The sequence below is a fragment of the Shewanella sp. 10N.7 genome (assembly GCF_020806285.1).
Lineage (GTDB): Bacteria > Pseudomonadota > Gammaproteobacteria > Enterobacterales > Shewanellaceae > Shewanella > Shewanella electrodiphila.
The window spans coordinates 1-20,708 of the sequence record NZ_JAJGZS010000003.1 but is presented as its reverse complement, the minus strand read 5'-3'; the positions used below and the strand labels follow the sequence as shown (position 1 = coordinate 20,708).

The 20,708-nt window shown below is 40.3% G+C and carries 14 protein-coding genes; 8 read left to right on the top strand and 6 right to left on the bottom strand.

All coding sequences use genetic code 11. The annotated features are described in order from the left end of the window. Positions 1 to 13: 13 nt before the first annotated feature. Together LMH66_RS03045 and LMH66_RS03040 are read left to right on the top strand one after the other, a co-directional pair. Positions 14 to 1,879 (top strand): putative nucleotidyltransferase substrate binding domain-containing protein, encoded by a 1,866-nt coding sequence (locus LMH66_RS03045; RefSeq protein WP_229368481.1) that lies wholly within the window; start codon positions 14 to 16, stop codon positions 1,877 to 1,879. Further along, complete coding sequence (locus tag LMH66_RS03040; protein ID WP_102526614.1) at positions 1,879 to 2,598, top strand: 3'-5' exonuclease; 720 nt, start codon at positions 1,879 to 1,881, stop codon at positions 2,596 to 2,598. Before LMH66_RS03045 ends, LMH66_RS03040 begins: the two co-directional genes overlap by 1 nt. A 260-nt stretch (positions 2,599 to 2,858) precedes the next feature. On the opposite strand, the gene LMH66_RS03035 is transcribed toward LMH66_RS03040, so the two are convergent. Continuing rightward, complete coding sequence (locus LMH66_RS03035) at positions 2,859 to 4,298, bottom strand: PIN-like domain-containing protein (RefSeq protein WP_229368480.1); 1,440 nt, start codon at positions 4,296 to 4,298, stop codon at positions 2,859 to 2,861. Between the two features lie 1,117 nt (positions 4,299 to 5,415). Continuing rightward, a complete protein-coding gene (locus LMH66_RS03030) occupies positions 5,416 to 6,669 on the bottom strand; it encodes an alginate lyase family protein (RefSeq protein WP_229368478.1) in 1,254 nt (417 codons plus the stop codon). A 609-nt stretch (positions 6,670 to 7,278) separates the two neighbouring features. On the opposite strand from LMH66_RS03030, the gene LMH66_RS03025 reads away from it, so the two are divergent. Next, positions 7,279 to 9,099: a sodium:solute symporter family protein gene (locus tag LMH66_RS03025; RefSeq protein ID WP_420709397.1), complete on the top strand. Its 1,821-nt coding sequence runs from the start codon at positions 7,279 to 7,281 to the stop codon at positions 9,097 to 9,099. A gap of 104 nt (positions 9,100 to 9,203) precedes the next feature. Here LMH66_RS03025 and LMH66_RS03020 read toward each other — a convergent pair whose 3' ends face one another. Beyond that, on the bottom strand, positions 9,204 to 10,019 hold the full coding sequence (locus LMH66_RS03020; RefSeq protein WP_229368476.1) for a FadR/GntR family transcriptional regulator: 816 nt from the start codon (positions 10,017 to 10,019) through the stop codon (positions 9,204 to 9,206). A 766-nt stretch (positions 10,020 to 10,785) separates the two neighbouring features. Here LMH66_RS03020 and LMH66_RS03015 point away from each other — a divergent pair. Both LMH66_RS03015 and LMH66_RS03010 read left to right on the top strand, forming a co-directional pair. After that, the gene (locus tag LMH66_RS03015) at positions 10,786 to 11,496 is read left to right on the top strand and encodes a FadR/GntR family transcriptional regulator (protein ID WP_102526620.1); all 711 of its coding nucleotides are present in this window, start codon (positions 10,786 to 10,788) and stop codon (positions 11,494 to 11,496) included. A 126-nt stretch (positions 11,497 to 11,622) separates the two neighbouring features. After that, positions 11,623 to 12,996: an MATE family efflux transporter gene (locus LMH66_RS03010; RefSeq protein WP_229368474.1), complete on the top strand. Its 1,374-nt coding sequence runs from the start codon at positions 11,623 to 11,625 to the stop codon at positions 12,994 to 12,996. Positions 12,997 to 13,090: 94 nt separating this feature from the next. On the opposite strand, the gene LMH66_RS03005 is transcribed toward LMH66_RS03010, so the two are convergent. The 3 genes from LMH66_RS03005 to LMH66_RS02995 form a co-directional block, all read right to left on the bottom strand. Beyond that, positions 13,091 to 13,576 carry a VOC family protein gene (locus LMH66_RS03005; RefSeq protein ID WP_229368472.1) on the bottom strand — a complete coding sequence of 162 codons (486 nt, stop codon included), beginning with the start codon at positions 13,574 to 13,576 and terminating at the stop codon, positions 13,091 to 13,093. A 338-nt stretch (positions 13,577 to 13,914) separates the two neighbouring features. Then, on the bottom strand, positions 13,915 to 16,089 hold the full coding sequence (locus LMH66_RS03000) for a heparinase II/III domain-containing protein (protein ID WP_229368471.1): 2,175 nt from the start codon (positions 16,087 to 16,089) through the stop codon (positions 13,915 to 13,917). A gap of 1 nt (position 16,090) precedes the next feature. Then, complete coding sequence (locus tag LMH66_RS02995; RefSeq protein WP_229368470.1) at positions 16,091 to 18,244, bottom strand: heparinase II/III domain-containing protein; 2,154 nt, start codon at positions 18,242 to 18,244, stop codon at positions 16,091 to 16,093. 296 nt (positions 18,245 to 18,540) lie between these two features. Here LMH66_RS02995 and LMH66_RS02990 point away from each other — a divergent pair, with 296 nt between their 5' ends. The 3 genes from LMH66_RS02990 to LMH66_RS02980 are packed head-to-tail and all read left to right on the top strand — an operon-like array spanning position 18,541 to position 20,508. After that, on the top strand, positions 18,541 to 18,876 hold the full coding sequence (locus LMH66_RS02990) for a cupin domain-containing protein (RefSeq protein WP_102526625.1): 336 nt from the start codon (positions 18,541 to 18,543) through the stop codon (positions 18,874 to 18,876). Positions 18,877 to 18,902: 26 nt separating this feature from the next. Continuing rightward, positions 18,903 to 19,832, top strand: a complete 930-nt coding sequence (locus LMH66_RS02985; RefSeq protein WP_102526626.1) for a sugar kinase — start codon at positions 18,903 to 18,905, stop codon at positions 19,830 to 19,832. Positions 19,833 to 19,872: 40 nt separating this feature from the next. After that, entirely contained in the window at positions 19,873 to 20,508 is a 636-nt protein-coding gene (locus tag LMH66_RS02980) for a bifunctional 4-hydroxy-2-oxoglutarate aldolase/2-dehydro-3-deoxy-phosphogluconate aldolase (protein ID WP_229368469.1), read from the top strand. Positions 20,509 to 20,708: the final 200 nt, after the last annotated feature.

Below are 20,708 nucleotides of genomic sequence, written 5' to 3'. Positions count from 1 at the left end.
TTAAGGTATAAAAATGGACGAATCTTTACTTCCTAATGTCATCCAATTTATTGGACAAATCGATCCATTTGATAAACTGCCTAAAGCCGTAGTTCGCGACCTTGCTGAAGTGGTTAAAATTATTTATGTTTCTCAAGGTGAAGTTGTTGATTTATCTTCAGATAATCAAGAAAAGCATTTGTATATTGTGCGGTCAGGCGCGATGGAGCAACGTAAAAAAAGTGGTGTGTTACGCGCCCGTCTAGAATCAGAAGACTTATTTGGCTTCACCTTTTTAGATTCTGATGTTGATGACGATCAAGGTTATCAAGCTATCGCCATTGAGCCCTGCTTACTGTACTTGATCCCTCATTCAGCACTGCAAAGCTTGTTTACTAAGACACCTGAATACGCAGAACATTTTGCATCACAAGCACAAGTACGTTTGAACTCAGCATTAGATGTTGTCTGGTCAAATAAAGAAAAAGGCTTGTTCATTCGCAAGGTAAAAGATGTCGCCAGTGGTCGTATTGCTGTGGTCACCGCCGATATGAGCATTCAAGCTGTCGCCCATGAAATGCGCATGATTAAACGTACCTCCTGCGCTGTCATTTACGAAAATGACAAAATTGTCGGCTTGATTACCGACCGTGATATGACCAAACGCGTCATTGTGGAAGGCTACCCAATTGATAACCCAATTAAAGATGTGATGACATCGAATCCGCTCACTGTCGCGCCCGATGATCTTGTTCTGCAAGCTGCCTCACTGATGATGCAATACAACGTGCGTAATCTTCCTGTCGTCGAAGACAACAAAGTCGTCGGGTTATTAACTACGACACACTTAGTGCAAAATCACCGAATGCAGGCCATTTTTCTAATTGAGAAAATTAAGTATGCTGTCAGTGTCAAAGAACTTGCTGAATTAAACCCTGAGCGCCAAGCCATTTTCGAAGCTTTAGTAGAAGGCAAAGTGGTACCTGAAACCATCGGCAAAGTAATGGCGATGATTTTCGATGCTTACACTCGACGATTAATCAATATCATGATTGATCAACTAGGCCAGCCGCCCTGCGAATTTGCCTGGATTGTCGCAGGTTCCCATGCCCGCAATGAAGTACATTGCTTAACGGATCAAGATAGTGCAATCGTGTTAGCCGACACCGCCACTGCCAATGATCGGATTTACTTCAAACATTTAGCCGAATTTGTCACTCAAGGGCTTAATCGTTGTGATTACCCACTTTGCACGGGCTTTTATATGCCGACCACTGAAAAGTGGTGCCAACCATTATCAATGTGGAAGCAATATTATAAAAAGTGGGTCGCTAATCCTGAATACGAACGCCTACTCAATATCAGTGTATTTTTAGAGATTAGAACTGCATTTGGTAATCAGCAGTTTGAACATGAATTACATGAGTCTATGCATAACCATATACGTGCAAATGCAGAATTCTTGGGGATCTTAGTCAAAGACGCGACAAATACCAGTCCACCCCTCGGTATCTTTAATTCATTAGTGCTAGAAAAAAGTGGTGAGAATAATAAGACACTGAATATCAAAAAATATGCGATTAACTTAATTATCGATCTAGCAAGGATTTATGCCTTAGCTGTTGGCAGTGATGCACTGCAAACAGAGGCTCGTTTCCAAGCGGCTAATGATGCGGGAGTATTAAGTGATGATGCCTTTAAAAATATTATGGGCGCATACCGCTTTATTTTGTCGTTCAGATACAGCCATCAACTAACGGCATTAAAGGAAGGCAAAGTTCCTAATAACCATATTAATCCAGATACTTTTGGTAGCTTCGAGCGTAAACATTTAAAAGACGCCTTTCGGATCATTGCCGATCAACAAGATGCCGCTAAACTGCGCTTTGGAAATATCTAATGGCTCTTTTAGACTATTTCCATCCTCTGTCGGTTTTAAAAAGGCAACGTGAAAGCTTTCTTATTAAAGACAGCTCAATGCAAAATCTGCTTAAGCCGACCAAAGCAGAGCTGCCAGAACTTAAGGCGTTATGCAAAGACTTAACCTACGTGGTACTCGACATCGAAACCACGGGCTTCGATCCTGTTGATGATGACATTCTCAGTATGGGTTGGGTAGTGATTAACAACCAACAAATTGACTTAGCCAATTGCCAACACCTTTATATTAAAAACTGTGACAAAGTAAAACCTGAATCCGCAGTCATCAATCACATCACTCCACAAATGTTAGATAACGGCATTTCACTGCATGAGGCAATGAACTACTTTTTCACTCAATTGGGCGACAGAGTATTAGTAGCTCACGGTTCAGTGATTGAATCGGGGTTTATAAACTACTACGCCAAAAAGTATTGGCAACTGCCTACGCTGCCTTTACTTTGGCTCGATACCTTATGCTTGGAGAAGCATTTTGCTACTGCAATCGATCATTACTCAGATGTTGATCTTACATTAGCAGGCACCCGCAAACGTTATGGCTTGCCAGAATATAATAGTCATAACGCATTAGTCGATGCTCTCGGGGCGGCAGAATTATTGTTGGCGCAACAAAAAAGGTTATCTCGAGGCAGTCGCGACAGCTTTGCCCGACTCTATCGATTAAGCCAGAAAAAATAGCTAAAAATACACCAGAGAAGTGTACGACCATATTAAAGTTTGATCATTTTCAAACATACTTTTGGACAGAAATCATTTAAAGCTGAAACTCTGAAAGCAACAACTTCCATTAGGGAAAGTATGGCGATCTGATATGTGGTAACGCCCTGTTAACAGGCAAAATATAGTTGGTTAGAATAAGCGACGAAGGAGCAAAAACCAACTGTATTTTGTCCTTGTTTAACAGCTTGTTAGGCTTACATTACGCCTTACTTAAAAGGTTAATCATCCTCATCTTTTTTTCTTAGATAACTGTTTAAATTTTTATAAAAAATATCACTTTCTGTTTGGGTTCTGCCCTGAGATTCAAATATCGCTTTTAATCGTTCATTATCAATAGATGGGCTGTGATTAGTACGCTCTAGAGCTTCTCTCAACCGATCACTATCAATAGATGGAATGTTATTAGTACGTTCTAGAGCTTCTCTCAATCGATCATTATCAATAGATGGAATGTTATTAGTACGTTCTAGAGCTTCCCTTAATCGGTCATTATCAATAGATGGAATGTTATTCGTACGTTCTAGAGCTTCTCTCAATCGGTCATTATCAATAGATGGAATGTTATTCGTACGCTCTAGTGCTTCTCTCCATCGATCATTATCAATGGATTTGATTTTATGAGTACGGTCAATAAGTTCTCTCCACTGATCATTTTTGATTGATTGAGCCCTATAAGATTCCATTAGCTTCGAAGCTAAGCCACTCGAATTTTCTGTAACGTGAGGAGTACTTGCATCTTCGATAGAACTTTCACTTACATCAACGGCTAAATTTGATTTACCATCTTCTAAAAACATTGATGTACTGTACATATGAAAGTTTTTTATATCGGATTCTCGATATATTTCAGATTGTAGCTCAGCAAGAGGACCAACGGTTTTTTTTCCATTTGAGTTTATTTTATACCACCAATCTTCTTTGGCGTCGTCAGTAATGAAAATCACATTTTCAATATTTTCATTTTGAGATTTTTTAATCAATTGTTTCCAAAGAATAAGATCTCCGTATTGTCTTTCATAATATAAGCCATCATTGTAAAAGTGCGTTTCATCATCACTATTACCTTTACCCGCATCCTTGAAACCCGGTGGGACTTTCTTTTTAAAGCGATCTTTTCCTTCAACGTAAAGCTCGTCCAACCATTTTTGACTTTCTGGTTTTTCACCAACTTTCTCATTGAACAAATCATTGAGTTTGTCTCTTATTTCATCATGCGACCTTACACATGGTTGTTCACTATCCCAATGCTGTACTGATTTTTTGTAATTTGAGATACTTTTATTAATCTCTTTTTCAAGTTTCTCAGTGTTTTCAAACAATTTAGGGAAGCGGCGTTTTAGTGCCAGTTTTTCAAAATCCCCTTTAAAAACTTTTTGGACTTTATCTAAATTACTTTCAATCTCATTAAAAACTATTTTTTCATTTCTAATGATGCTTAATCTGCGTCTCTGATATTCTAAGCCTACATGGTATGGAATCCACAACTTATCATTGACAGCTTCAAGAATACTAAAGAAGTCATCCCTAGTTTGTTTAGCATACCCATACAAATTAAGAAGTACGTTGGTATCAAAGACAAAAAGAGTTTTTTCATCCATCCATAGCTCTTCCAATACTGTTTTTTCAATATTGTAAAATCCTTTAAAAGCGTCTTTCATTTATTGTCCTAAGTTAATTCTAGTTTCAAGTAAATATACTTGAGGGATGTAGTTAATTTAGCTTGTATGCCTAACATTTGTATAGTGCGCATGCGCGTTTATTTGGCAAACGCGCATGCACATTTAATAAACCTATTATTTAAGCCTTACTAAAGTAAAGCTATTGATTTATAAGCACTCTACCAGAGTGGTATTGGATAAACGAGCACAAATATTTGCAAAGTGAGCATTGAAATTGATGCCTAATCAGAAGTAATCAGCAGCAGTCACTTATCGATTAGCAAAAGTAGGTCACAGGCTTGTTACTTATCTGTACTACTTAGCGGCTGTAACTCTCAACGGGACAAAAACGTTTAAGGTCACCAATTCTATATTTCATTTATATTGGCTCAGTTACAGCAGACCATTACTTCTATCTAATCCATTGCCTGCCGCAGGCTTATGTGCAGATACAGCTGCGAGACGCTACAAGTACGTCCATGTAAGCTCTGCCAAAACATCCATGTTTTGGAAGCTCGCTGCTGCATCTACACTGGGATTATTATCTCTTCGATTTGACTATATTTGTGACAATTTAAAAAGCTAAATTACTCAAGTTGCGTGGGTGCTTTTGATCTTCTTTGAATGTTCAATTTGAAATGAGGTAAGCAAGAAAATTACGTGAGTCCAGACATGGATGTCTGGCTAGCTTTCGAGGGGAAGGGACGCCCCATCGCAAGCGTTAGTGATTTTGTAGCTTGCCGAAGCGGACTCAAAATGAAGTCTAAAGCTGGATCAATCCCCGTTGAAAACATGCGTTTTTCAGCATTTTTCGTTAGGGGCGGCAGGGTGATCCAAGAGGGTATTGCTGTTGATACCCTCTTGGTCGGGTGTGGGTGGAAAACCCACGACCTTTATCCAAACGGAGTTTGGAAATACAGAAAGGAAGTTTACGGTCTAAATCAGGTGTTAACTAAGCGCCACGACTTTGTTTTATGAACCCACAATAATTCATTAATGGGTGAACAATTCTTTGTGATCAATTCTTTGTGATCAATTCTTGTAATAAAAATCCCTGAAACTAAAAAGCGAATACCTATATCAGTATTCGCTTTTCATTTTAAGCAGTCAGAATCAGTTAGTTTGAACGATACAGCAGTTCAATCTCACGCTGTGCCCATACCTCAGCTAAGTTTTTACTCACGCTGTAATTACTAAAGTCAGTGTCTTTCGCCAAGTTAATCCATTGCTCGTTATTCAATGCTTGACCTGCTTTTAGGTAAATCGGTGACATACGGGCAATTCTGCGGCTGTCTTTTTCAGGAAAAGGCCAACTGGCTTTAGGATCATTGTAATTCACCATAAACTCGATGCCTTTCGATAAAGACACGCCTTGATCATTTTCATAGTGCCACAAGTCAACATCAACCTTATCACCAAGTTGAGCAATGCCTACTAACGGATCTAAGCTGAAGTAATGGTAATGATAAGAACGAGTTCTTTGCGCTTCATGTGGCTGCGATCCATCTTCAGCAAACTGAGTATCAACACGAACTTTACCTTTTTGAACCATTTGCTTAGTTAAATGTGTATTACCTAAGAAGTATGCAATGCCTGCCATTTGATAATCATACCAAGTGCCGTGGTTATTAGGTGCATAAGCCTCGCCTTTAGGGCCACCACTTAAATCGTCTTCTATTAACCAATCAAGGTAATCGCTGTACCATTGCTCTATCCCCTGCTCGTCTTTATCTGTCCACGAGGGTGACTGAGATAAAATAGCTATCGCATCTAAATTACGTTCAACCAAGGTACGAGTATCGATCAAACCACTGCGACGTCCTTCTGCCACACCTGGTACACCTTGACCAAAATTCACATTGGGATTCATGCGTGTGTCTTCATCTATATACCAAGCACGAACTAATTCAATCGCTTTATTGGCGTAGGCTTCATCTTCACTAAAGTAATAACCTAATGCTAATGCCCGCACTGTACGAGTAAAAGTGCCAATTCTTACTGAGTCCGTTTCATCAGATTTAGACGCTGGATTAGTTTTCCCATCAAAGCGTATCCAAGGTAGGCCGTCAGCTTTAGATTCATCTGGCCACCAATAAGGACTAATGCTCATATAATCATTTTTATCGCCACTAGGAGGTGTGAAGCCTTTATGGGCTACACTGAAAATACCTGCCTTTTTGCCGATATCTGCTTCTTCAAGTAGTTGCTGGTAACTGCGCTGCATTGATTTAGGTGCATTTTCTGAATGTAACAAAGCACGATTAGCTGCCAATGTGGCTTCATCTAAAAAAACAAAACTGGCCGCCAATACAGGACTCGTTGCAAATACACTCATTAAAGCGGCTGCGCACAAAGATTTTGAGACTTTCATTTACTTCCTCCAGCTATTAAGTAATACAAATATAACATAAAACAAGAGTTGTTCAGTGATCGAGATCATGTATAAAATGGATAAGAACATTCTATAAATATTTTTAACACAATAAAATCAACGAGTTATTTTAACCAGCAATTGATATCAATAAATTGTATAACGAAATTTGATGTGTGTCTCACAATTGATATTGTATTATGTTAGTATTATTTTATTGATTTATTGGGAATATGGTTTCACTGTATCGACGTGGTCTAAGAGGACTTGGTTAATACACTCCCATTTATCGTTTTCATACAGCGAGTACGAGAAATCAGCACTGAGGTTTATCTTAGTGGTGTCGTCTTCGACCCGCAATGAAGTTACCACCCTAAAAAGAATAACTGCGGTCAAGGTAACAACAAGATTGAAACGATGAAAATAAGTCAGTGTGACAAATAGATTTTAGGTTATTGCAGCTACGATATGTGCTTTAGCAAATGCATCCACTACTCAGGATGCTAAATCGTTGATGAAATAAGAATGTTTGAAGTTTTAAAGTTTGCACTTTTAATAAGGTCAGTCTGATTACTGAGTAATTAAGGCTTTTTTTCAGCATTATTGCTGATGTTGGTTCCCATAGATTTACTCTTAGAAAAGGTTATAAAAATGGAGCTAAATACACTCATTGTAGGCATCTATTTTCTATTCTTAATTGCAATAGGCTGGATGTTCCGAACATTTACAAGTAATACAAGTGACTATTTCCGTGGGGGCGGAAGTATGTTGTGGTGGATGGTTGGGGCGACTGCCTTTATGACCCAATTCAGCGCATGGACCTTTACTGGCGCAGCTGGTAAGGCATACACAGACGGCTTTAGTGTCGCCATTCTTTTCTTAGCCAACGCCTTTGGTTATTTAATGAATTACGTCTACTTCGCGCCTAAATTCCGTCAACTACGTGTTGTCACGGTAATTGAAGCCATCCGTATGCGCTTTGGTAACGCCAATGAGCAAGTATTTACCTGGACTGGTATGCCAAACAGCGTAATCACTGCGGGTATCTGGTTAAATGGCCTCGCCATTATTGCATCAGGTATCTTCGGCTTTGACATGACCACAACAATTATTTTGACTGGTCTTGTTGTATTGGTTATGTCAGTTACCGGTGGTTCATGGGCGGTTATTGCATCTGACTTTATGCAAATGGTTATTATCATGGCTGTAACGATTACCTGTGCGGTAATGGCTTACGTACACGGCGGTGGTATCACTAACATTATTGAAAACTTCCCAACGGATTCATTTATTGCTGGTGGCGATCTTAACTACTTAAGTATCTTCGCAGTATGGGCAGTATTCATTTTCTTAAAGCAGTTCAGTATTACCAACAACATGTTGAACTCTTACCGTTACTTAGCAGCTAAAGATTCAAAGAATGCACGTAAAGCCGCATTACTGGCCTGTGTATTAATGAGTATTGGCCCTGTTATTTGGTTCCTACCTAGCTGGTACTTAGCGGGTTCTGGTGTTGATTTAGCAGCGATTTACCCTGAAGCGGGTAGTAAAGCGGCTGATTTTGCATACCTATACTTCGTACAAGAATATATGCCTGTGGGCATGGTTGGACTATTGATTGCCGCAATGTTTGCCGCAACCATGTCTTCTATGGATTCAGGTCTGAACCGTAACTCTGGTATTTTCGTTAAGAACTTCTACGAGCCAGTCGTTCGTCCACATGCTAGCGAAAAAGAATTGATGTTAGTGTCTAAACTGACTTCAACCTTCTTCGGTATTGCCATTATCTTAGTATCGTTATTTATTAACTCACTTAAAGGGTTGAGCTTATTCGATACCATGATGTACGTTGGTGCCTTAATTGGCTTCCCAATGACTATTCCAGCATTCTGTGGATTCTTCATTAAGAAGACGCCTGACTGGGCAGCATGGGGAACCTTAGTGGTCGGTGGCTTTGTTTCTTATATTGTTGGCTTTGTGATTACTGCTGAAATGGTTGAGAACGCTTTAGGTCTAGAACAAGCGTTAACTGGACGTGAATGGTCTGAAATTACGGTTGCGATTGGTCTGATGGCACACGTTGTGTTTACAGCAGGCTTCTTCGTCCTATCAACATTGTTCTACAAGCCGTTAACTGAAGAACGTCAGAAGAATGTTGATAAGTTCTTTGAGAACTTAGCGACACCACTGGTTTCTGAAGGCAATGCGCAAAAGCAACTGGATAACAAGCAACGTCGCATGTTAGGTACATTAATCGCTGTCGCTGGTATCTTTGTCATGGCAATGTTCCTGCTACCGAATCCATTCTGGTCACGTATGATATTTGTATTATGTGGTGCGATTGTACTCTCGGTTGGTTTACTGCTAGTCAATGCAGTTGATAGCAGCATTGAAGATGCGGCCGCTGCGGAAGAAGCAGAAGCTAAGTAAAACCAATAATGGCATTAAGACAATAGACTAATAACCTGTTGTCTAACCCAACAAAAAACGCAGACCTAGGTCTGCGTTTTTTTATGTCCGATTAACGAGCTAACTTACTCTTTAATTCGGTGATTGATTGACTGTAAATGCTCTCGAGATGTTTCGCGAGCTTTGGTTGAATCACCAATCATAATGGCTTCATAAATCAACCTATGCTCATTAAAACAGGTGCCACCTTCTTCAGATGAATAAGCAATAAAGTGCTCAAACATGGTGGTGAGAATATTGCCAAAAGGCAGGTAAAAGTCATTACCCGTAGAGAAGAAAATAATCCGATGGAATTGAATATCAATGTCAATCCATGCTTCGATGTCTAACTCAGGCGCTGAATTCAACTCGCTCATTTTCTGAAACACTGAAGACAACTCTTTACGCTGCTCGACAGTGGCATTTTGCGCCGCTAATGCACAAGCTTCTGGTTCAATTGCACGGCGAAAGCCTAAAAATTGGTTACAGAAATCATTAATGTCAGTCAGCCCTTCCATCCACTCAATTAATTGTGGATCTAAAAAGTTCCAATTAATCTTCTCAACCACTCGTGTACCGATTTTGGGACGTGACTGTAGCAAACCTTTTGAAGTCAGTAATTTCACTGCTTCTCTTAACGCTGTTCGACTAATACCAAATTGTTCGCACAATACCATTTCACTTGGAATGATACTGCCTTGAGCAAGTTCACCTGAAAGGATCGCACGAGCGATTTCGCGGGCAACGTGTAAATGTAAACTACGTTTAGCCCCTGAAATTGAATTGAAGCTATTCGCCATTTGCTTATACAACGCTGTTATTGGGATAATTGCGCCAATATAACATGATAAATATGAGACGAGAATGCTTGAAAACTGTACTTTAACACTGATTTTCAACAAGTTTCATGTTGCCTGCCTTTGATAAATCATACAAATAAAATCAAGTTCATTCGGTCTTCAAACCCATATGACAATTTAACATGTGAAAAACAATCTATAGAAAAGACAAAATATTTATCTTTTTTATAACTATCATATCGTTACTGAGTTTACTCGATTGTACATATTTTGACTCTTACCATGGCAAACTAAGTAAACTTGTTTGAACTGAATAACTTAGAGCTTATTCAGTCTTTAGAAGTACTTACTCTGGATATTTGTACGACAATATAAAGTAGAAATTATCCAACTTAGTCAGCTTTAAACAAGCTAAAGATAATAAATAAAAATTAATCTTTTATTCATATATGTGAGTCTAAACAGCTTTTAACACCCATTGGTAACATAAACAGGTTTTATAAAAACACGGTATATTGTAGTATAATACAACAGGAAATGGTGAGTGTAAGGAGTCTCAGAATGAGTGAAACGCTTACCTTTATTTGCTTACATGATAGCAAATAATCTGCGATTCAGACTGTAAACACTCATTCAATTGTAAAGGTATATACATGATTTGATGCTGATCAAGTTCTGCGAATACCCCGTTCCATAACAGCCTTTTTAGCCATAAGCCAACAGGCAAATGTCGCTGATACGTAATACCATTTTATAACTATCTATGATGAGCATTAAACCCACTGCACTACAACTCATGTGGCTTAGAAGTGTTCTGATCTCATCGATATTTTGAGTCAATTTTCATTTTAAAAAGGATCGCAAGATCATGTTCATACAAGTAGAAGATTCAAGCAGACGAGTCCATGTGCAAGTTGCTAGACAAATTGCGCGTAAAATTTTGTCAGGCGAGATTGAGCCTTTGCAGAGACTTCCTTGTGAAATGGATTTATGTGAAATGTTCGGTGTTAGCCGCACAGCATTACGTGAATCAACTAAATTGCTATCGGCCAAAGGCTTGATTGAGTCACGTCCTAAAGTGGGTACGACGGTAAGGGCACGTGCAAATTGGCATTTTCTTGACCCACAGTTATTAGACTGGATTCAAGGGCTTGAAAATACTGAAGTGTTCTTAAGTAAGTTTTTAGGATTACGTAAAGCCATTGAGCCCGAAGCCTGTGCACTGGCAGCCAGCTACGCCACAATTGAACAACGTAAGCAGATGTCGGTATTAATGCAAAATATGATTAAAGCTGCTGAAGAGTTTGATTATGAGCAATGGACCATTAACGATCACTTGTTCCACCAAACGATCTACTTATCGACAGATAATCAGTTTTATATTCCTTTCGGCAATATATTAACCACCATCTTTAAGTTGTTTATCGATCACTCAGCTGAAGGTGGCCGCTTTTGTATTAACGAACACAAAGGCATTTATGACTCGATTATGTCTGGTGATGCCGACCAAGCACGCAGCTATTGTCAGGAATTATTACGCGATGACAATCAAAGGTTCTCTGAGGTCCCTACTGCTTAATATTTACTAAGGCTTCTGCTTAAAAAGTGAGGTTACTATCAGTTAACTGCAAACTGGAGTACCAAGTACAGAAGCCCTAGTTCAAGGAAGAATGAATGACAAACTCGATAATAATGAAAGGTGAACATGCAGTTCATTAATCGCTATATTCAAAACCAATATGTTCGCAATAACATTGCCTTAGCTTGGCCTTTAGCATTAAACGCCCTGTTGATGCAGTCAATGCTGATGATAGACACCCTATTAGTATCACCACTGGGTGAAATCCCGTTGGCAGCAATGGGAATAGCCACCACCATAGTGGCGTTTATCATGGGCATTCAAATGGCATTGGCCAATGGATCGCAACTGGTTATGAGCCGTGCCGTTGGTTCTAAAAACGCCCTTGCACTGACTAAATCATGCTGGTCTGGCATGAGTATCAATTTCTCTGTCGCATTACTGTTTTGGTCTGTACTTCTGTTATTTGAAGAATCTATAGTCGCGCTAATTACCCAAGATGTCGCCTTACAGGCTGAAGTATTGCGCTACTTAAGTGTTGCCAAGTATGTGGTGCTCTTTAACGCTGTTACCCAAGTATGTATTGCCCTCTTTAATAGCTTAGGCAAAACAAAAATCGCGTTTAAAGGCTATTTGATTGAACTCCCTATTAATGCAGTTTTGTCATACGCTTTCATATACGGCACAGCATTCACCCCAGAGCTTGGCGTTGTCGGCGCTGCTGTGGGTAGTTTAGTGGCTATTTTCGTGCGCTTTATTCACCTCGCTCTGTGCGTTTCCACGTTAGATAATATCTCGTTAAAGCTTGCATTGAATATTCATGAAGCACTGATCAATGCGCGCAAACATTTTATGGAAATTTTTCCTGTTGCTGCCAATGTCACCATGCTGTCTATTGGTGTCAGTGTTTATCAGTTACTTTACTCGCAGCTATCAATTAACGCTTACGTAGCCATCACCTTAGTCTTGCCTTGGATGCGAGCAGGTGGGCAATTTATTACAGCCTGGGCCCACTCTTCTGCCATTTCAATCAGCCAAGCCATTGGCTCAAAGAAGCTGCATGATTTAGAAGATAATGTGAATATCAGCATTAATCTTGCTGTGGCAATTTCACTGATGACCATGGGCTTTTTCTTCATTTTAAGTTTTTGGATTGCCGATATATACCCTGATATGGCAGACGAAACCTATCAGGCGTTAGCCATTATTGCTCCAATTTATATTATTTTGCCTTTGGTTCGCGGATACAACACAGTACATGGGCATGTGCTCAGAGCAATGGGGCATACTACTGCGGTATTTAAGATTAACTTTACGGGTCAGTGGCTCATATCAATCCCTTTATGCGCCCTGCTTATCTTGTACTTTGATGCATCAATATTTTGGGCATTTGCAATTCAACCTTTTGAAGAAATCATTAAAGCGTTTCCATTTCGATTTTTAGCCAGAAAAGCGGTCAAAGAATTTAGTCATCACGATGCTGAAAAGCTCAGTTATTAACCTGAGTTATAGGGTTAAGCTTATCTCTGTACGGGACAAACAGATAAAACAAAAGGGCTAACTTCTCAGTTAGCCCTTTTTTGCAATATAAGTATTACTCGTAATCAGCTGCGTATGTTTCTTCATACGTGTGCGAGTATAATTCGAATAAGTTTCCAAATGGGTCTTCTAGATAAACCATTTGTGCAGTGTTGTTATCACTTTCTGGATGGTAACGCATAATGTCCATACGGACTTTACCGCCAAGCGCTTGAGTGCGTTTGATAACACCTTGAAAATCATCAGTTTGCAAACAAAAATGGAAGATACCAATGCGTGAGAAGTCTACTTCGTGACGCTCTTGACGATCTTTCATTTCAAAAAGCTCAAAACCAATGCCATCTGATGTAAGTAAGTGAGCAATGTTAAAACCTTTAAAGCCTTCACCAAATACCGCGATACACATTCTACCGATAGCCGTTTCACGTTCTTCTTTCACTTTAGTGTTGCCCATGACAACCTTCATATCTAAAGCTTTAGTGTAAAACTCAACCGCTTGGTCCATGTCACCGACCATAATACCGACGTGATTCATTTTCATAACTTACCTCAAATTCTATTAGTGAAACCATGTTCTGTTTCGATGAGGTAATATTAAGCTTAACCATTAATAAATAAAAATTATTAGATTTTATTAAAATGATTATTTTTATTTATCACAAGTTGTGTTTATCACATAGTTTATGGTTCAGTCTTACTAGAGTTATTCATTGCATCGCTTTAACTCAACATCTTAATGATGACCTTAGATACCCTGAAATACGCCCAATAAAAATGGGAAGCAACTGCTTCCCATTTATGATTAAGATAAACTTGCTTAAATAAACTGTTTTTTAAGCTGTTACTTAAGCTGCTTTAAAGCTATCAAATAACAGCCGTTTACGCTGGCTCTACATCTGTAGGCTCGACTTGAGCAAATGCCCCTGCCCAAGTGTAGTAGTGAGAATCAAACTTCACGGTGCGGGTTTCAGCATGCTTGGCTTCTTCTTCGTTTGAAATTGCAAAGTAGTAGTCATTACCTTTAATCGTTTCAATACGAATGACAGTACCAATGTCGTCATGGCCCATCACGTTAACTGACTTAACTTCGCCACGCGCATTCAATGATGCTTCAGTTGACTCGTTAAAGTAACCGTGGGTTTCAAGTACCGAGGCAAACACATGGTTTTTGCCCGATTGACGCATAATTAACGCAGGCTCGCTACGCATATTAAAGTCAGGATCATTGGCACCTGTGCGCGCAAAAATTACTTCACTGTGCTCAACTGCGCTAGTAACTAAACTGTAGTAGCTGCTGTCATGTAACCAGGTCACTAATGCGCTTGCTTCAACTTTACCTGAACCGACATTCCACAAGTGCTCATAACCATTGTCTTTGCCTAATGGACGTAGTTTGCTTTCCACGTCGTAGTCAAAGTCAGTTCTTATGATTTGACCACTATAATGAACCGGTAAATCGTATTGGTGCTCAGCATCAGCTTCAATCAAGTAAACATCAATGACTAATGGTTTTTCAAACTCTTCGAGCTCAGCCAATATCACACTACGTTGCATGGTAATGCCGTCGTAATAATCGCTGATAACGCCACTCATGCCTTGCAATGCTGGGTTATCCGCAACAAAGAAGTGCTTTTGGCCAAACTTAGATTCAGCTGTGGCAGTATCAAAGTTGTTTTGGGTTTTCTGGTCAACTGTCACTGTGTTGTGCGCAACGGTCTGCTTACAATATGATTTGTTCTCTGGGATATAACGGCCGCCAAATTTTGGCTCAACGTTAACCCAACGGCCAAAGCCGTAGTCGTTTAACACTTCATGACCGCGATTAAATACGCTTAAATGTAAACCGTCATAATGGCCATGATCCAGCGCCGAGTGATACTGATGATCGCTGCCGTGCTGGCCAAACCAAATCAGTGCCATAGTGTCATCATCTTTCGCATCACGATGACGTAAAATACTCACGCCACCTTTTTCGCCTTCAGGGCCATCTGTAACGAATAAACTGCCCCAGTTAAACGGCTTGATATCGTCAGCGTTAGCCACTGCCGTAGACAAGGTTTGTCCTGAAGCGTGAACCCACACATCTTGCTGATGATTCGCCATACCGAGTAAGGTTTCAGTTTGCTCGTAACGATGGAAACATACAGATGTTGCCATGATCACGCCTTCATCGTTAATCGAAATCGTTTTCGATGAATCGTTTAATGCAGGTAAAGAACCGTCTGGGAATGCGGTTTTAAATACTGCATAAGACGTGGTTTTAATCACTGAGTCATTGAACTGGTAAATGCCAATATCAGGCTGACGACGTTCAATCGCTTCTGCAAACAAGTAAATTGGACGCAGTGAGAAGCGGTGATAATAAGGCCCTTCCATGTAATAGCCATCAGGCGAGAACAATTGGTCTAATTGCGCTAAAAAACCACCGCTAACTTTATCAAGCTTTAAGCCATATAGCGCTTTATCCACTGATTCTTGGTCATTAATGGCATAACCACAAATACCTACAGCAGCCACAGCCCATAGGCCATGATTATGAACGATGTCGAAGTCATGAGCGTAAGTCACCACAAACATTTCGATCATTTGCTTCAAAAGATCATCTTCAATTAAGCGTTTTTGATCGTCAGTTAATGTGTGGTAAATACAGCTATACGCGCAAGATGCGTAAAGCATCCACATATTTTCGTTTAACGTCTGGTGGAACAGCTTACCCGGTGGGTTTGAGTCTTTACTGACGTTGCTTTCAAGTGTTGGGTACACGGTCGCGTATGCTGTGAGCATATCAACAATGTAATCACGGTATTTAGTGTCTTCAGTGATTAAGAACAAACGGCCAGCAAGATCCATATGGATATAGTTTTGCTTATGACGGTTATGCTCATAGCCACCACCTTCACCATGGCCTGGCACTTCAATGCCCACTTCGGCCATATAGCTGTCTGTTTGTTTAATATCACGGCTCAATGCATTGCCAAGAAGCGTATCTTGACCCAGCTCTTTACGTAGCTCAATTGCTTCATCAAAGCTGATTAATAATGGCTGATAACTCATGTTACTTCTCCTGCACTGTCGCTTGGCTTGATACAGCGTAAAACCCTGTCCAAGTATAAGTTTGACCGTTGATATCTAGATGATGCTCAGTGGTTTTAGTCGCATCAGCTTGGTTGCTGATCATCACTGTAACGACACTGCTAGCGGTTTCAATCTCTACGACTGATCCCACTTCATTGTGGCCAACAACCTTAATATTTTTCACTTGGCCACGAGCACTAACTGATTGCTCAAACTCTTCGTTGAAATAACCGTGAGTTTCTAATACCGAAGCAAATAACGTGTTGCCACCTTTGCTGCGTAGCGTAAATGCTGGCTCGCTGCGTAAATTAAAGCTTGGGTCATTTGCCCCTGTGCGGGTAAAGATGACTTGATCATTGTCGTTAGAGCTTGTGCCTAACCAAGTGTAATAATTATGGTTTTGCAACCAGCTAACCAATGCAGTGTCATTTACTTTGCCATCTGCAACGTGCCATAAATGCTGGTAACCATCTTTATCACCAAGGGTGTCGAGTTCTTGATGAGTGGTGTAATCGAAGTTAGTACGGATAATCTGGCCATCATATTGATGTGAGTAATCATACTGATGCTCACCTTCACCCGTTAAGCGATAAAGATCTAATAAAAGCGGGGCTTCAAGTTCTTCAATGTTCAACATAAATACGCTGCGCTGCATGTCGAAACCATCGTAATGGTCATTGGCAAATGCGCTCATGCCTTTAATGTTGTCGCTGTCGACAGCGAAGAAGTGAGGGATACCATGAACCCCATCTGCGCGCTTAACGTCAAAGTAGTTTTGGCAAGTTTCGTCAATCGTGACCAGGTTATGGGCTATCGTTTGGCGAGCATAAGATTTGTTTTCGTCTAAGTAACGGCCACCAAATTTAGGCTCAACGTTAACCCAGCGACCAAAACCGTATTCACGTAGTACTTCTTGGCCACGGTTAAAGTAAGTAATACCTAAAGTATCGAAGTTGCCATGACCCATACCGTGTTGGCCGTAATTCATAACCAACTGGAATACATCTTGTTTTTTATCCTGCATACGGATAAAACCTTGTGCGCCACTTTGGCCTTCAGGGCCTTCGTTAAGCTCTACACTCGGCCAGAATGGCATGCCAATTTCGCGTTCTTGGGTCGCTTGTTCAAATGCTTGCGATAATGCTAAGCCACATGGGTGCATCCACACAGCATCTTGAATTTTCGCCATGCCTAATAAGTTGTCATCAAGCCCGTAATGTTTGCTATAAACACTGACTGCCACTTGAACGCCCATATCGGTAATCCCCATGGTACGAGAAGCATCATTCAATGCTGGGAATTCACCATTAGGATAAGCCGTTGATAATAACGCCTGCACTGTGTTGCCAATCACGCCGTCTTTGTAGCTGTAAATATCCACTTCTGGCATATGACGATGTAATACTTCAGCAAACACACAAGTTGGGCGAATAGCGTAGCGATGGTAGTAAGGGCCTTCCATGTAGTAGCCCGATGGCGCAAACAATTGTGATATTTGCGCTAAGAATCCACCGGTGTCATCACGGTCTAAACCATATACAGCGTGCTCAAGGTATTCACGCTTACCAATGGCTAAGCCACATATCCCCACTGCGGCTACAGCCCATATGCCATGATTATGAATGCGGTCAAAATCATGGGCATATTTTACAGTGAACATATCTAGCATAGGTTCAAAAATGCGTTCTTTGATACGTTCTTGTTGAGCTTGTGTCATTTCTGAAACGACACAAGAATAAGCAATACTGGTGTAGAACAACCAGCAATGCTCGTTAAGAATTTGATGAAATAAACGACCTGTTGGATTGGTATTCTTTTGAACATGAAAATCAAAAGTAAGGTATTTATCTGCGTATTGCTCTAAAACTTCAATAACAAAATCAGCGTACTTTTGCTGTTTAGTGATCAAAAATAAACGACCGGCCAAATTCATGTAAGTGTAGTTCTGCTTATGACGGTTGTGCTCATAGCCACCTGCTTCACCATGCCCAGGAATATCTATAGGCAGTTGCATAAATGCATCGACGTCTTTCTGGTTAGCCGCGATGGTCTTTCCCATCAAGCTTGAACGACCTACTTCTTTACTTAACAGCGAAATCTCGGCTTCAGTAAGCAATATTGGTTGCGTTGCCATAGGTTTTGTCACCTTTTTACAGTCATGAAATTTAAGAGCTGCACATAAAGTAATACAATATGCGTCATAGATATATCTAATCCTATCAGAAAAATGAACTTGATCACATTCGCAATCAAATGGCCATATTCAAGCTATACAGCGTTTTACGGATAAATATCTTATAATTCGCCCAATAAAGAATAGTTGATTTAGCTCACACAAATAAAAACATATTGTATTACAAATCAAAAGTAAGCATTATGATAACTAAATATTGATGATTAGCAATATTTAAAACGCTTCGGAGAAACACAATGAATATATTTTTTAAAGCAGATGAGCATCCATGGGAAGAAGTCGGTGAAGGGATTAAGCGTAAAATTGTAGGCTTCACGGATGATTTAATGGTGGTTCACCTTTGCTTTGGAAAAGGTGCTATTGGTACCCCGCACACTCACGAAATTCATGATCAAATTGGTTATGTAGTGAAAGGTAGCTTTGAAGCTCAAATTAATGGTGAGAAAAAAATTCTTAATGCGGGTGATGCATTTATTGCGCGTAAACATTTTGAGCACGGCGTAGTAGCACTAGAAGAAGACAGTATTCTGGTCGATGTTTTCTCGCCTTCAAGAGAAGACTTCCTTAAGTAACTTAACCTCTAAATAGGCACTGGAATATGAAAAATCAAAAAATTGCGATTATTGGCGAATGCATGGTTGAGCTAAGGCCATCAGGCGAATTGCTGGCGCAAAACTTTGGTGGAGACACGTTAAATACCGCTTTGTATTTAGCGCGCCTTACCCAAGGTGCCAATTTAGCGACCCATTATGTTACTGCGTTAGGTCATGACCCTTTTAGTACTTCCATGAAAGACACTTGGCAGGCTGAAGGCATCAATACTGATTATGTATTGCATGTTGAAAACAAGCAGCCAGGTCTTTATTACATTGAAACTGATGATTGCGGCGAACGCTCTTTTTATTACTGGCGTAATGATGCCGCTGCGAAGTACTTATTTGAGCAAGCTGGCAGCAAAAAGCTGGCAGCGTCTTTGATCGATTTTGATTATCTGTATTTAAGTGGTATTTCACTGGCTATTTTAACCAGTGAAAGCCGTAAAACTTTATTCAGTGTGCTTGAGCAATTTAAAGAAGCAGGCGGCAAGGTTATTTTTGACAATAATTACCGTCCACAGCTTTGGCAAGATAAAGCTCAAGCTATAGCAAGTTACAAAACAATGTTGTCATTCACTGACATTGCTTGTTTAACCTTTGAAGATGAACAAGCGCTATATGGTGACACTGATGTTGAACAATGTATTGAGCGCACCTCAAACCTTGGCGTATCTGAAATCGTTGTCAAACTGGGCAGTGAGCCTTGCTTGGTGATCACCCCAGATTCAAGGATCAGTGTTGCGGCGACGTTTGTAGAAAACGTAGTTGATACTACTGCAGCTGGCGACTCTTTTAGCGCAGGATACCTTGCGAAAAGATTAACCGGTGGCACGACAGAACAAGCAGCCAAAGCAGGTCACTTACTTGCTGGCACTGTCATCCAACATGCAGGTGCGATTATACATCCAGATGCTATGCCTAGTTTGGGCTAAATTTGAGCCTGATTTAAGCCTATTAAATAATGAGTAAGAAGTGAGAAATACTGTGCCGACATTAAACGAACAACTATCACAATTAAAAGTTATCCCTGTTATCGCAATTGAAAATGCTGATGACGCTGTACCACTCGGAAAAGCGCTGGTCGAAAACGGCATGAACTGTGCCGAAGTGACTTACAGAACTGCTTGTGCATCACAAGCTATCCGTAATATGCGTGAAGCTTTTCCAGATATGTTGATTGGTGCTGGAACTATCTTAACCCCTGAGCAAGTTGATGATGCTATCGATTCAGGTGTGGACTTCATCGTTAGTCCTGGTTTTAATCCAAAAGTCGTGCAGTACTGCTTAGATAAAAACATTCCCATCATTCCTGGTGTGAATAGCCCAAGTTTGGTTGAACAAGCGATGGAAATGGGCCTTAAGACTGTTAAGTTCTTCCCAGCAGAACCATCTGGCGGGATCCCAATGCTTAAAGCATTAACGGCTGTTTACCCAGTGTCATTCATGCCTACTGGTGGCGTAAGTTTATCGAATGTCGATCAATATTTAGCGATTCCAGCGGTACTAGCTTGTGGTGGTACTTGGATGTTACCGCCGAAAATGATTGCTGCAGGTCAATGGGAAGAAATTGGTCGTTTAGTTAAAGAAGCAGTGGCTCACGTAGCCTAATATAAGTAAAAATTAACAATAAAAACAATGCTGTTCCCTCAGCGCTAGTCTGATTCATCAGCAGACAACTCAACACTGATTGTTCTATTTGCATGCTAGGGTCTGTTGACCTTTGCCGGTTAATTTTTGTTCGAAATAAAAGCGCTTTAATCGAGGCGGATGAGTTGATGCCTAGTCATCTAAGCAAAATTCATCCAACA